The sequence below is a fragment of the Nocardioides sp. dk884 genome, assembly GCF_009557055.1.
In the GTDB taxonomy this organism is placed as follows: Bacteria; Actinomycetota; Actinomycetes; order Propionibacteriales; family Nocardioidaceae; genus Nocardioides.
Genome location: NZ_CP045649.1, coordinates 1,934,163 through 1,947,324 on the forward strand (window position 1 = coordinate 1,934,163; position 13,162 = coordinate 1,947,324).

Here is a 13,162-nt window from a genome sequence, read left to right on the forward strand (position 1 = left end):
TGGTGCGGCAGGGGTCTCGGTGCCGAACAATGGGCCGTGCCAGAACGGCGAGCAGGACGCGAGCGGTGTCGACAGACGCCGGACCAGGGGGGTCAGTGATGCGCGGAATCGGAACCGACCGGGCGCGAGACACGGTGCGAGCGCTGCAGGACCGCATCGTCTCGGGCCGGTGGCCGGTGAACAGCAAGATCCCGAACGAGGCGGAGCTCGCTGAGGAGCTGGGGGTCGGGCGCTCGACGATCCGCGAGGCCGTGCGTGCGCTCGCGCACCTCGGGATGCTCGAGCCGGCCCCCGGGCGAGGCACGTTCGTGCGCTCGCGCAACCCCGTGCACCAGGTGCTCTCCGACTTCGCCTCCGAGCACTCCTGGGCCGACATCCTCCAGGTGCGACGCGCCCTGGAGACCCTCGCCGCGGAGCTCGTCGCCCGCGACGGCAGCGCGGAGGACCTCGAGCGGCTGCGGGCGGTGCACGAGGCGGACCTGGCCGGTGCGGGCGCCGAGGTCACCGAGCGCGGGCGCACGCCGGGGGAGTTCCACTCGCTGCTGGTCGAGGCGAGCGGCAACCGGCTGCTCGCGGAGCTCTACTCCGGGCTGGTCGCCGCGCTGCGCGAAGGCCGCCGCCGCGGTGACGTCGTGAGCGGCCAGGGGGCCGAGGGGCGCCACGACGACCACGCGGCGCTCTTGGCCACGATCGCGGCGCGCAACCCGGAGGCGGCCGCGGCGCTCGCCGCCCGGCATGCCGCCACCGACCTGGTGCTTGCTCGGGAGTAGCGAGACCCCGACGTCACAAACATCTGATGAGGGTTAGGGTTGCCTCACCTATCTTCGTCAGGAGTTCTCGATGTCCCCCTCCTCTCGCCTCTCGGGCCTCGCGCGCCGCGTGCTGGCCCCGGTCCTGGTCGTGCTGCTCGTCTGGGCGCTGGCTGCCTGCGGTGGCGCCGACGCGACCTCGACGCCGGCGGGGGAGACCCGCACGGTCACCGACGCCGAGGGCACCTCGATGGAGGTCCCGGCGGACCCGTCGCGGGTGGTCGCGCTCTCGGAGCCGACGCTGGACGGCCTGCTGGCCCTCGGGGTGGAGCCGGTCGGCACGGTCGCGGGCCGCGGCCAGTCGACGGTGCCGGGCTACCTGGCCGACCTGGCGGACGACGTCGCGCTGCTCGGCGGCGTGGCCCAGCCGTCGTACGAGGCGATCGGGAAGGCCGACCCGGACCTGATCCTCGTCGACGGCACCAGCATCAACAACAACGCCGAGGCGATCGAGATCCTGCGCCGCATCGCCCCGACCTACGTCACCGGCTTCGCGGGCGGTGACTGGCGCGCCAACTTCGGCCACGTCGCCGCCGCCGTCGGGCGGGAGGCCGAGGCCGAGGAGGTGCTGGCCGAGTACGACGCGGAGGTCGAGGCCGCCCGCGAGCGCCTCGCCGGGTACGCCGACGACACGTTCTCGGTGGTGCGCTGGCAGGGCGGCTCGGCCGCGCTCATCCTCCAGGAGCTGCCCGCCGGCATGGCGCTGAGCGACCTCGGGCTGTCGCGGCCGGCCGGCCAGGACCGGCGCGGCCGCGGCCACAGCGAGCCGGTCTCGCTGGAGAACCTCGCCGACATCGACGCCGACTACCTCTTCTTCGGCACTCTCGGCGGGTCCTCGGTGGGCAACGCCGACGCCGGCGGCCGCACCGACACCGAGGGCGCCCGGCAGGCGCTCGCCGAGGCGGAGAAGGTGCCCGGCTTCCGCCAGCTCGACGCCTATCAGCAGGGCCACGTGATCCTCGTCGACGGCTCGCTGTGGACCTCCACCGGCGGCCCGCTGCTCATGCGTCGCCTGGTCGCCTCGGTGCTGGAGAGCCTCGGATGACGCCCCGGATCAGCACGGCGTCACGGACCCGGCGCCTCGCCGTGTGGACCGCGACCGTGGCGCTGGTCGCGGTCAGCGGCCTCGCCGGCGCGGGCCTCGCGGCTGCCGCGGGACCCGACGGGCAGACCGGGACCGAGACCGCCACCGTCACGACCACCGACCCGAGCGGTCGCAGCGTCACGCTGACCCACCCCAGGAGCCTCGAGCCCGGGGCCGACCTGGTGATCTCCGGGACCGGGTGGCAGCTGGGCGACGCCAGCGCCGGCTCGCTGGTCAACGTGCTGCTCGACGCCCGCTTCTCCGGCGATCCCACGACCGTCCACACCCGGCGTACCGTCCTCAACCCGGTCACCGGCAAGGCCACCGGCGACACCCGCAGCCAGGCCCTGGTGCGCGCCGGGGCGGACGGCAGCTGGACCGCGCGGATCCCCTACCCGACCGCGGCCAACGCCCGGCTCGCGGGCGGCGGCTGGGCCGACTGGGCGCCCGGCTCCGAGCACGAGGTGCGGGTGCTGACCGGCTCGCTGCTCGCCGGCGACGTCACCCGCAGCGTGGCGGGCACCTTCACGATCGGCACCGTCGCGGGCGGGGACGGCTCCGACGACACCGACGACACTGACACCGACGACGACACGGGCGGGGGCACCGACGGCGGTACTGACGTCGGGACCGGACCCGACGACACGACGACCTGCCGACCGACCTCCGCGCGGCCCACGGTCCGCATCGAGACGCCGGTCGTGTCCCTCGGCGGTGAGCTGGAGGTCAGCGGCGCGGGCTGGTGCCACCCCGAGGGCGGCGGGTCGCGGATCGGGGTGAAGATCGACGAGGGCGCCCTCGCCCGCACCGACGACACCGTGCACGCCAACCGCACCATCTGGGCGATCGTGCAGGCCGACGCCCGCACCGGCACCTTCCGGACCCGGCTGCGCCTGCCCGACGGCACCGCCGCCACCTCGACCCCGGCGCTGACGACGGGCGCGCACACGCTGCGGCTGCTCTCGGGCACCCTGCGCAGCGGCGACACCCTGCGCAGCGTGCTCAGCGAGCCCTTCAGCATCGGGCGCTACCGCCCCGCCGGGACGCCCGCGCCGCTGGAGGCGGGCGCCGAGCTGCGCCCGGCCACCCGCGGGGCCGTCGCTGTCCGCGTCCGCGACGGCGAGCTGCGCCTGCGGGTGCCCCGTGCCCGGGCGCGCGAGTGGGTCTTCGTCACGGCGTACGCCGCCGACGGCTCGCCGCGCTACCCCTGGGCGCGGTGGTTCCGCCTCGACGACGCGCGGCGGGTGGCGCTCCCGGGCGCCGGCCGGCTGCCGGCCGGGCGGCTGAGGCTCAGCGTGCAGAGCGGCGACCAGGACCGGCTCGGCCGGCTGCTCGGCTGGGCCCCGCTCACCGGGCCGTCGGACCCGCCGACCTCGGCGCCGGGTCCCGGCGCGGTGTCCGGCCCGGTGTCCGGCGCGGCAGCGCCCACGGGCACCGGCGGGAATCCCGGCGTCGACCCGCTCTCCCCGGTCCCGGCCGGGCCGCGGGCGACCCCGGCCGCACCGGCGCGCGATGCCGCCGGCCTGCGCGAGCTGCCCCGTGGCGGCGTGCGCGCCGAGGTCGACCGCTCGGCGCTGCGGGTGCTGGTCCCCGGCGCCCGGCCCGGCGAGGCCGTCCACGTGCGCGTCTACCCGGTCGGTGCTGATCCGGTGCGGGTGCTGAGCGGCGGCTGGGTGGTCCTCGACGCGGACTCCGCGCTGCGGGTGCGGGTGCGCGGGCTGGCCGGGACCGAGGTCCTGGTGGCGGTGCAGGCCGCCGACGGCAGCCTGCTCGGCTGGGCACCGGCCACTCCTGACGGCGCGGGCGGCGCGGCGTACGTCGAGCAGACGATCCCGGCCGCGATCCTCGACGAGGACGCCGCGAGCCCGATCGCGGCCGAGGTCACCGACGAGGACCGCTCCTGGTTCACCGCCGTGGACGCCGGCCTGCTCGCGCTCGGCGCGCTCGCGCTGGCCGGCGCGGTCCTCCGCACGCGCCGGCGGACGGTGGCGGCATGAGGCGCCTGCTGGCGGCGGGGCTGCTGGCCGCCCTCCTCGGCGGCGCGGGCGCCGTGACCCCGAGCGGGGTCGCCGTCGCGATCCCGGGCGGTGGCGCGGGCGCCGACACCCCCGGCACGTCCGCCTCGGTCTCCCCGCGCCAGGTCGGCGCCGGTGGCGTGCTGTCGTTCCGGGTGAGCGGCTTCCCGGGCGGGGAGACCCTCTACGTCAAGATCGACGACGGCCAGAGCTGCAGCGCCGCGTCGGTGCACGGCGCCTGCGTGGTCCATCAGCAGGCGATCCCGGCCTCCGGCAGCGTCTCGGGCTCCTTCACCGTGCCGCGTGACCTCGCCCCCGGCGAGCACTGGCTGCGCTTCCTCGCCAGCGAGGAGGTCACCGACGCCACGGGCGGGTACGCCGGCACGAAGGGCTACACCAGCCGCGGCGCCTCGGACTTCACCGTCGTCGCGACCACCTCCGGCGCGCCGACCTCCGCGCCCGGCGGGACCGGTACGCCGGCAGACGTCGCCGGCGACGCGGTTGTCCCGCACGCCCCCGCGTCGAGTGCCGGCACCGACGGCACCACGCAGGGGGACGCGCCCGTCGCCGCCGGCGACACGCTGGTCATCCGGCTGCCGCGCGGCGCCACCGGCCCGGGCAGCGGTGCTGCGCGGCCCGGGGCTGCGGGTCCCGCCGACGTGGCTCCCGACGACGTGGCGCCCGCGGCCGACCCGGCCCCGGCGGCGGCCCCCACGGCGGACGACGACCCGCTCCTGCCCGTCACCGGGCTGCTCGGCCTCGCGGTGCTGCTCGGCGCGGCCGGCGTACTGCTGCTGCGCGGGCGCCGGAGGTCCGGTGCCTGACACGCGCGCGCCGCGGCGTTCCCGGCGCGCCTCGGCGGTGCTGCTCGGCGCGGTGGTGCTGGTGGCCGCGGTCGCGGTGAGCCTGTCGGTGGGGTCCAACCGGATCGACCTGGCCACCGTGTGGCGGCTGCTGCTCGCGCCGGACGGCTCGACGGAGTCGCTGGTGCTGCACGACCTGCGGGTGCCGCGCACCGTGCTGGCCGCGGTGGTCGGCGCGGTGCTCGCGCTGGCCGGCGCGGTCATGCAGTCGCTGACCCGCAACCCGCTGGCCGACCCCGGGATCCTCGGCATCAACGCCGGCGCCACCCTGGTGGTGGTGCTCGGCGTGGCGCTGCTCGGGACCAGCGGCGTCCACGTCTACCTCTGGTACGCCTGCGCCGGAGCGGGCGTCGCGGCGGTGCTGGTCTTCGTGCTCGGCGGCACCGGGGCCGCCGCCCGGACCCCGGTGCGCCTGGCCCTGGCCGGCGTCGCGGTCTCCGCCGCGCTGACCGCGATCACCCAGACGGTGATCCTGGCCGACCAGGAGGCGTTCAACGAGTTCCGCTTCTGGGTCGCCGGGTCCCTGGAGGGTCGCACCTGGGAGGTGCTGGGCGCCGTCGCGCCGCTGCTCCTCGCCGGCGCCGCCCTGGCGGTGCTGGTCGCGCCGTCGCTCGACGTGCTGGCCCTGGGCGAGGAGTCCGGCCGGGCCCTCGGCGTCGCCGTGGTCCGCACCCGGGTGCTGTCCCTGGTCGCGGTCACGCTGTTGTGCGGAGCGGCCACCGCCGCGGTCGGCCCGGTCGGGTTCGTCGGGCTCGCCGTACCGCTCGTGGCGCGCCGGGTGGTCGGGCACGACCAGCGCTGGGTCACCGCGCTGTGCCTGGTCCTCGGCCCCGCCTGGGTGCTGCTGGCCGACAGCGCCGCCCGCGTGGTGCTGGCGCCCTCCGAGGTGCCGGTGGGCGCGGTCGCCGCCCTGATCGGCGCGCCGGTGTTCATCGCGGTGTGCTGTCGGCGAACGGTGCCGACGCTGTGAGCGCGCTGCTGCTGCGCCGCGGGTCGGTGTCCGTGCGGCTGCGCCGCCGCACCCTGGTGACGACCGTCCTGAGCGCGCTCGCGCTTCTGGTGCTCGCGGTCCTCGGCCTCGGCCTGGGGGAGTACGCCGTGGCGCCGGGCCAGGTGCTGGCCGCCCTGGTCGGTCGCGGGGAGGACCCGCTGGCGGCGTACTTCGTCACCGAGGTGCGCGCTCCGCGGGTGCTGACCGCGCTCGTCGTGGGTGCGGCGCTGGGCGTGGCGGGGGCGATCTTCCAGAACGTCACCGGCAACCCGCTGGGCAGCCCCGACATCATCGGCTTCACCACCGGCGCTGCCACCGGGGCGCTGGTGCAGATCATCGTGGTCGGCGCCGACACCCGCGGGGTCGCGCTCGGCGCGCTCCTCGGCGGGCTGGCCACCGCCGGGCTGGTGCACCTGCTCACCCGCCGCCACGGGCTCAACGGCCAGCGCCTGGTGCTCGTCGGCCTCGGCGTGGGCGCCACCCTGGCCGCGCTCAACACGCTGCTGGTCGTGCGGGCCTCGCTGGTCGCCGCCCAGACCGCCGCGCAGTGGCTGGCCGGCTCGCTCAACGCGGTGCTGTGGCCGCGGGCCACGCTCACCCTGGTCGCGGTCGCGGTGCTGCTCGCGCTCACCGTGCCGCTGGCCCGCCCGCTGTCGATGCTGGTGCTCGGCGACGACGTCTGCCGGGCCGCCGGGATTCCGGTGCAACGGGTGCGCGGCGCCGCCGTGCTGGTCGCGGTCTGCCTGGTCTCGGTCGCCACCGCGGCCACCGGCCCGATCGCCTTCGTGGCGCTCGCCGCGCCCCAGATCGCCCGCCGGCTGGCCGGCAGCGCCGTCCCCGGGCTCCTCGGACCCGCGCTGACCGGCGCGGTGATGGTGCTCGGCAGCGACCTCGCCGCCCAGCGGCTGCTGGCGCCCACCGAGCTCGCGGTCGGCGTCGTGACCGGCGCCGTCGGCGGGCTGTACCTGATCGTCCTGCTCACCACGGAATGGCGGAAGGGCCACCGATGACACGACTGCTCACCCGCGACCTCACCACGGGGTACGCGGGGCGGGAGATCCTGCACGGGGTCGACCTGGAGATCCCCGACGGGCTGATGACGGTGATCGTCGGTCCCAACGCGTGCGGCAAGTCCACGCTGCTGCGCAGCCTGGCCCGGATGCTCGCGCCCACCGGCGGGGAGGTGCTGCTCGACGGCACCGCGATCGACCGGCTGCCGCCCAAGGAGGTCGCCCGGCGCCTGGGCCTGCTGCCGCAGTCGGCGACCGCGCCCAGCGGCATGAGCGTCGCAGACCTGGTGGCCCGCGGCCGCTACCCGCACCAGGGGCTGTGGCGGCAGTGGTCGAGCGAGGACGAGCGGGCGGTCGAGGACGCGATGCGCGCCGCCGACGTGAGCGACCTGCGTGACCGCGCGGTCGACGAGCTCTCGGGCGGCCAGCGCCAGCGGGTCTGGCTCGCGCTGGCTCTCGCCCAGGAGACGCCCCTGCTGCTGCTCGACGAGCCCACGACGTACCTCGACATCGCCCACCAGGTCGAGGTGCTCGAGCTCGCGCGGCGGCTTCGCCGCGAGGGCCGCACCGTGGTCGCGGTGCTGCACGAGCTGCACCTCGCCTTCCGCTACGCCGAGCACCTGGTGGTGATGCGCGACGGCGCGGTGGTGGCCACCGGCGACCCGCGCGAGGTGGTCACCGCCGCGCTGGTCGAGGAGGTCTACGACCTGCCCTGCCGGATCATCACCGACCCGGTCAGCGGCACCCCGATCGTGATCCCGCTCGCGGGAGCGGCGCGATGAGGCGCCAGCCGCCCAAGGTGCCGCGTCCGGAGCCGGTGGCCCGCGCGGAGAGCCCGACCCTGGCCGCGCTCGCCGCCGACGCCGACCCCACCGCGGTGCGCGCCTTCTGGGCCGGGCCGGCCGCGCGCCTGCCGCTGGTCGAGGACGTGCCGGGCGGCAGCGGGGAGGAGGTGCTGGTGAGCTTCTGCTGGCGCGACGCGGACGCCGAGCAGGTGCTCCTGTTCGCCAACCGGCTCACCGACGAGACCCGCCTCGCGGACTCGCTGCTGGCCCGGATCCCCGGCACTGACGTGTGGCACGTGACCTACCGGCTGCGCGCCGACTGGCGCGCGTCGTACTGCTTCCTGCCGCAGCTGCCCGGGCAACGACCGGCCTGGCTCGGCGAGGACGACCAGGTCGCGATCCGCGCCGCGCTCGACCGCGGCCTCGCCGACCCGCGCAACCCCGATGTGTGCCGCAACCGGCTGGGCGCCGCGCAGTCGGTGGCCTCGTTGCCGGCGGCCCCGCCCCAGCCCTGGCTGGTACGCCGCGGCGACGTGGCGCCCGGCCCGCTCGAGGAGACCCGGCTCCCGGACGGCCGCCGGGCCTGGCTGCACGACCCGGCGAGCACCGACGCCGACGAGGCGCTGCCCGCGCTGGTGGTGCTCGACGGCGAGGTGTGGACCGGCAGCCAGGACCTGCCCGCGAGCCTGGACAACCTGCACGCCGAGGGCTGGGTGCACGGCTGGCGCACTGTGTTCGTGGAGTCCGGCGGGCGCGAGCAGCGCTGGGCGGAGCTGGCCGCGGACGGCAATGGCGTCGAGCTCGTCGTCGAGACAGTGCTGCCCTGGCTGCGGTCGCGGCGCGCGGTGCTGCCCGGCCCGCGGCACGTCACGGTGGCCGGGCAGAGCCTGGGCGGCCTGACCGCGCTGCGCGCGGGCCTGCTGGCCCCCGAGGCGGTCGGCAACGTGGTGAGCCACTCAGCGTCGCTGTGGCAGGACGACCTGCTCGATGCCGTCGCGCGGCACCGGCCGGTGGCGGACCCGCTGCGCGTCCACCTCGCCCACGGGGCGCAGGAGTGGGTGCTCGGCCCGCACCACCGCACCCTCGCCGAGGCGATGGCGGCGCGGGGGATCACCCTGGACGTCGCTGTCCACAACGGCGGCCACGACTACGCCTGGTGGCGCGGCGGGATCGCCGACGGGCTGCTCGCGGTGCGGGGGATCGGCACCGCACACCGCCGGCCGGCGTGAGGTCTCGACTCGAGCAGCGGGAGCTCTCCACTCGACGGGGAAAAGTCTCGACTCGACCGGCAGAAAGTCTCGACTCAACCCGCGACGTAGGCGGCGAGGTGCTCCCCGGTGAGGGTGGTGGGGTCGGCGACGAGGGCGGCGGGGGTGCCCTCGAAGACGATCCGGCCGCCGTCGTGACCGGCGCCGGGGCCGAGGTCGATGAGCCAGTCGGCGTGCGCCATCACCGCTTGGTGGTGCTCGATGACGATCACCGAGCGGCCGGAGTCGACGAGGCGGTCGAGCAGCCCGAGCAGCTGCTCCACGTCGGCGAGGTGGAGGCCGGTCGTCGGCTCGTCGAGCACGTAGACCTCGCCCTCCTCGCCCATCCGGATCGCCAGCTTGAGGCGCTGCCGCTCACCGCCGGAGAGCGTGGTGAGCGGCTGGCCCAGGGTGAGGTAGCCGAGCCCGACCCCGGCGAGGCGCTCGAGGATGCGGTGCGCGGCGGGGATCCGGGCCTCGCCCGCGGCGAAGAACTCCTCCGCCTCGGTGACCGACATCGCCAGCACCTCGCTGATGTCGCGCCCGGCCAGCCGGTGCTCGAGCACCTCGGCGGAGAAGCGCCGGCCCTCGCACTCCTCGCAGGTGGTCGCGACCCCGGCCATCGTGGCCAGGTCGGTGTAGATCACCCCCGCGCCGTTGCAGGTGGGGCAGGCGCCGGCGGAGTTGGCGCTGAACAGCGCGGGCTTGACGCCGTTGGCCTTGGCGAAGGCCTTGCGGACCGGCTCGAGCAGGCCGGTGTAGGTGGCGGGGTTGCTGCGTCGCGAGCCCTTGATCGCGCCCTGGTCGATCACCACGACGCCGTCGCGTCCGGCGATCGAGCCGTGCACCAGCGAGCTCTTGCCCGACCCCGCCACCCCGGTCACGGCGACCAGCACGCCGAGCGGGATGTCCACGTCGACGTCGCGCAGGTTGTGGGTGTCGGCGCCGCGGACCCGCAGCGTGCCGGTCGGCGTGCGGACCTCGGCCTTGAGCGAGGCCCGGTCGTCGAGGTGGCGCCCGGTGAGCGTGCCGCTGGAGCGCAGCCCGGCCACCGAGCCCTCGAAGACGACCTCGCCGCCCGCCGTGCCGGCCAGCGGGCCGAGGTCGACCACGTGGTCGGCGATCGCGATGGTCTCCGGCTTGTGCTCGACGACGAGCACGGTGTTGCCCTTGTCGCGCAGCTGCAGGAGCAGCTCGTTCATGCGCTGGATGTCGTGGGGGTGCAGCCCGATCGTCGGCTCGTCGAAGACGTAGGTGACGTCGGTGAGCGAGGAGCCGAGGTGGCGCACCATCTTGGTGCGCTGCGCCTCGCCGCCGGACAGGGTGCCGGAGGGCCGGTCCAGGGAGAGGTAGCCCAGCCCGATGCCGGTGAAGGACTCCAGGGTCGCCGACAGCGAGCCCAGCAACGGCGCGACCGACGGGGCGTCGAGCCCGGCCACCCACGCGGCGAGGTCGCTGATCTGCATCGCGCAGGCGTCGGCGATGCTCGTGCCGTCGATCGTGGAGGAGCGGGCGGCGTCGTTGAGCCGGGTCCCGTCGCAGTCGGGACAGGCGGTGAAGGTGACCGCGCGCTCCACGAAGGCCCGCACGTGGGGCTGCATGGCATCGACGTCCTTGGTCAGGAACGACCTGCGGATCTGCGGGATCAGCCCGGCGTAGGTGAGGTTGATGCCGTCGACCTTGATCTTGGTCGGCTCCTTGTGGAGCAGGTCGTCGAGCTCGCGGGCGGTGAAGTCGCGCACCGGCTTGTCGGGGTCGAAGTAGCCGCAGCCGCGGAAGATCCGGCCCTGCCACCCCGACATGCTGTAGCCGGGCACGGTGACCGCGCCCTCGTTGAGCGACAGCGTCTCGTCGTAGAGCGCGGTCAGGTCGAAATCGGTGACCGCGCCGCGGCCCTCGCAGCGCGCGCACATGCCGCCGAGGCGGTGGAAGCTCGCCTTCTCGGTCGTGGTGCGCCCGCCGCGCTCGACGGTGAGCGCACCGCTGCCGCGCGAGGAGGGGACGTTGAAGGAGAAGGCGGTGGGCGGGCCCAGGTGGGGGTGGCCGAGCCGGCTGAACAGGATGCGCAGCATCGCGTGGGCATCGGTCACCGTGCCGACGGTGGAGCGCGGGTTGGAGCCCATCGCCTCCTGGTCGACGATGATCGCCGTGGTCAGCCCCTCCAGCACGTCGACGTCGGGGCGCGCCAGCGTCGGCATGAACCCCTGCACGAACGCGCTGTAGGTCTCGTTGATCAGCCGCTGGGACTCCGCGGCGATGGTGCCGAAGACCAGCGAGCTCTTGCCCGACCCGGAGACCCCGGTGAAGACGGTCAGGCGCCGCTTGGGGATCTCCACGGCGACGTCGCGCAGGTTGTTGACCCGTGCGCCGTGCACGCGGATCAGGTCGTGGCGGTCCGCCGCCCGGGTCGCGCCCATCGGCTCTCCCTCGCTCGGAGTGAGTGCAGAGTCAACCAGCCGGCGCCGACAGCGGCGAGGCGCTCTGGACCGCGGCTCAGTCCCGCGACGTGGTCGCGGCGTCGGCCAGCACGTGGTGGCGCCCGATCGGCAGCATCAGGGGACGCCCCGAGACCGGGTCGGTCACCACGCTGCTCTCCAGCCCGAACACCGCACGGACGGTGTCCTCGGTGAGCACCTCTTGCGGCGTCCCGCACGCGTGCAGCCGGCCGCCGGCCAGCGCGACCAGCTGGTCGGCGTACCGCGCGGCGAGGTTGAGGTCGTGCAGCACCATCACGATCGTGGTGCCGCGCTCGCGGTTGAGGTCGGTGAGCAGGTCCAGGACCTCGATCTGGTGGCTGACGTCGAGGTACGTCGTGGGCTCGTCGAGCAGCAGCACGTCGGTCTCCTGGGCCAGCGCCATCGCGATCCAGACCCGCTGGCGCTGGCCGCCGGAGAGCTCGTCGACCGGCCGCTCGGCCAGCTCGACGGTCTGGGTCGCCTCCAGTGCTGCGGCGACCGCGGCGTCGTCCTCACGGGTCCAGCGGGTCAAGAACCCGTGGTGCGGGTTGCGACCGCGCCCGACCAGGTCGCTGACGGTGATCCCCTCGGGGGCGGTCGGCGCCTGGGGGAGCAGCCCGAGGGTGCGGGCCAGCTCCTTGGCCGGCATCCGGTGCACCTGCTTGCCGTCGAGCAGCACCCGCCCCGCGCGCGGGGCGAGCAGCCGCGACATCGAGCGCAGCAGGGTGGACTTGCCGCACGCGTTGGCGCCCACGATCGCGGTCACCCGGCCGGTCGCGACCGTGAGGTCGAGCGACTCGATCACGGTGCGCTCGCGGTAGCCGAGGGCCAGCTCTTCGACGGTGAGGGTGTGGCGGTCGGTCACAGCGAGCCTCCGGCGCGGTGGGTGCGGACGATGAGGTAGACGAGGTACGGCGCCCCGAGCACGCCGGTCACGACCCCGACGGGGTAGCGGTGCTCGAAGAGGTACTGGCCGCAGAAGTCGGCGAGCAGCACCAGGAGCGCGCCGACCAGCGCCGACGGCACGAGCAGCGAGGCGCCCGGGCCGACGAGGCGCGCGGCGATCGGGCCGGCGAGGAAGGCCACGAACGCGATCGGCCCGGTGGCGGCGGTGGCGAAGGCGACCAGCCCGACGGCGGTGAGGATCACCACGATGCGGGTGGCCTCGACCCGGACACCGAGCGCCGAGGCGGCGTCGTCGCCGAGGCGCAGCATGTCCAGGTCGCCGGCGCGCGAGAGCAGCACCGGGCCGAGCACGACCAGCGCGAGCAGGGTCGGCACGACGTCGCCCCACGAGGCGCCGTTGAGGCTGCCGGTGAGCCAGCGGGTGGCCTCCTGCAGGTCCCACTCCGCGGCCTGGCTGAGCACGTAGGAGGTGACGCTCTCCAGCATCGCGGCGATGCCGATGCCGATGAGGATGAGCCGGGTGCCGACCACGCCGTCACGGAAGGAGAGCAGGTAGATCAGCAGCGCGACACCGAGCCCGACCGCGATCGCGAACGCCGAGACCGCGGCGCCGCTCAGCGACAGCATCACGATCGCGACCGCCGCCGCCGCGCTCGCGCCGGCGCTGATGCCGATGATGTCGGGGCTGGCCAGCGGGTTGCGCAGCATGGTCTGGAAGGCCACGCCCGCGAGGCCGAAGCACAGCCCGCTCAGCAGGGCCAGGACCGTGCGCGGCAGCCGGAGGCGCCCCACGGTGAACGAGGCGCCCGGCACGTCCTGCCCGGCGATCACGGCGAGCACGTCGCCGGGGCCGTAGAAGGTGCGCCCGACCATCAGGTTGACCGCGATCATCACGAGGACCAGCACCGCGAGCACGAGCGTCACCGTGCGACGCCGCGCCGCGCGGTGGCGGCGGGCGTGGGTCACGCGCCCGAGGGTCGTGGCGCTCACCGGGCT

Annotated in this window: 11 protein-coding genes; 8 read left to right on the forward strand and 3 right to left on the reverse strand. The window is 75.6% G+C overall.

Features of this window, described 5'->3' with window-relative positions:
- The first annotated feature begins 98 nt into the window (after window positions 1-98).
- From GFH29_RS09410 to GFH29_RS09445, 8 genes are all read left to right on the forward strand, one after another.
- Complete coding sequence (locus GFH29_RS09410; RefSeq protein WP_194288934.1) at window positions 99-770, forward strand: FadR/GntR family transcriptional regulator; 672 nt, start codon at window positions 99-101, stop codon at window positions 768-770.
- Between the two features lie 70 nt (window positions 771-840).
- Window positions 841-1,854 (forward strand): iron-siderophore ABC transporter substrate-binding protein, encoded by a 1,014-nt coding sequence (locus GFH29_RS09415; RefSeq protein ID WP_153323093.1) that lies wholly within the window; start codon window positions 841-843, stop codon window positions 1,852-1,854.
- A complete protein-coding gene (locus GFH29_RS09420; protein WP_153323094.1) occupies window positions 1,851-3,890 on the forward strand; it encodes a hypothetical protein in 2,040 nt (679 codons plus the stop codon). Before GFH29_RS09415 ends, GFH29_RS09420 begins: the two co-directional genes overlap by 4 nt.
- Entirely contained in the window at window positions 3,887-4,732 is an 846-nt protein-coding gene (locus tag GFH29_RS09425) for a hypothetical protein (RefSeq protein ID WP_153323095.1), read from the forward strand. Before GFH29_RS09420 ends, GFH29_RS09425 begins: the two co-directional genes overlap by 4 nt.
- Window positions 4,725-5,741: a FecCD family ABC transporter permease gene (locus tag GFH29_RS09430; protein WP_153323096.1), complete on the forward strand. Its 1,017-nt coding sequence runs from the start codon at window positions 4,725-4,727 to the stop codon at window positions 5,739-5,741. The genes GFH29_RS09425 and GFH29_RS09430 overlap by 8 nt, the downstream gene beginning before the upstream one ends.
- On the forward strand, window positions 5,738-6,772 hold the full coding sequence (locus GFH29_RS09435; RefSeq protein WP_153323097.1) for a FecCD family ABC transporter permease: 1,035 nt from the start codon (window positions 5,738-5,740) through the stop codon (window positions 6,770-6,772). Before GFH29_RS09430 ends, GFH29_RS09435 begins: the two co-directional genes overlap by 4 nt.
- Entirely contained in the window at window positions 6,769-7,554 is a 786-nt protein-coding gene (locus tag GFH29_RS09440) for an ABC transporter ATP-binding protein (protein ID WP_153323098.1), read from the forward strand. The genes GFH29_RS09435 and GFH29_RS09440 overlap by 4 nt, the downstream gene beginning before the upstream one ends.
- Window positions 7,551-8,786 (forward strand): enterochelin esterase domain-containing protein, encoded by a 1,236-nt coding sequence (locus GFH29_RS09445; protein WP_153323099.1) that lies wholly within the window; start codon window positions 7,551-7,553, stop codon window positions 8,784-8,786. The genes GFH29_RS09440 and GFH29_RS09445 overlap by 4 nt, the downstream gene beginning before the upstream one ends.
- Window positions 8,787-8,860: 74 nt before the next feature.
- Here GFH29_RS09445 and GFH29_RS09450 read toward each other — a convergent pair whose 3' ends face one another.
- The 3 genes from GFH29_RS09450 to GFH29_RS09460 form a co-directional block, all read right to left on the reverse strand.
- Complete coding sequence (locus GFH29_RS09450; RefSeq protein ID WP_153323100.1) at window positions 8,861-11,221, reverse strand: ATP-binding cassette domain-containing protein; 2,361 nt, start codon at window positions 11,219-11,221, stop codon at window positions 8,861-8,863.
- A gap of 76 nt (window positions 11,222-11,297) precedes the next feature.
- Window positions 11,298-12,125: an ABC transporter ATP-binding protein gene (locus GFH29_RS09455; protein WP_153323101.1), complete on the reverse strand. Its 828-nt coding sequence runs from the start codon at window positions 12,123-12,125 to the stop codon at window positions 11,298-11,300.
- Window positions 12,122-13,156 (reverse strand): FecCD family ABC transporter permease, encoded by a 1,035-nt coding sequence (locus tag GFH29_RS09460; RefSeq protein ID WP_153323102.1) that lies wholly within the window; start codon window positions 13,154-13,156, stop codon window positions 12,122-12,124. Before GFH29_RS09460 ends, GFH29_RS09455 begins: the two co-directional genes overlap by 4 nt.
- Window positions 13,157-13,162: the final 6 nt, after the last annotated feature.

Excerpts from the sequence above, each read along its gene's own strand:
- GFH29_RS09410 (WP_194288934.1), top strand. The coding sequence starts at position 99 with ATGCGCGGAATCGGAACCGACCGGGCGCGAGACACGGTGCGAGCGCTG.
- GFH29_RS09445 (WP_153323099.1), top strand. The coding sequence starts at position 7,551 with ATGAGGCGCCAGCCGCCCAAGGTGCCGCGTCCGGAGCCGGTGGCCCGC.
- GFH29_RS09440 (WP_153323098.1), top strand. The coding sequence starts at position 6,769 with ATGACACGACTGCTCACCCGCGACCTCACCACGGGGTACGCGGGGCGG.
- GFH29_RS09450 (WP_153323100.1), bottom strand. The coding sequence starts at position 11,221 with ATGGGCGCGACCCGGGCGGCGGACCGCCACGACCTGATCCGCGTGCAC.
- GFH29_RS09420 (WP_153323094.1), top strand. The coding sequence starts at position 1,851 with ATGACGCCCCGGATCAGCACGGCGTCACGGACCCGGCGCCTCGCCGTG.
- GFH29_RS09415 (WP_153323093.1), top strand. The coding sequence starts at position 841 with ATGTCCCCCTCCTCTCGCCTCTCGGGCCTCGCGCGCCGCGTGCTGGCC.
- GFH29_RS09425 (WP_153323095.1), top strand. The coding sequence starts at position 3,887 with ATGAGGCGCCTGCTGGCGGCGGGGCTGCTGGCCGCCCTCCTCGGCGGC.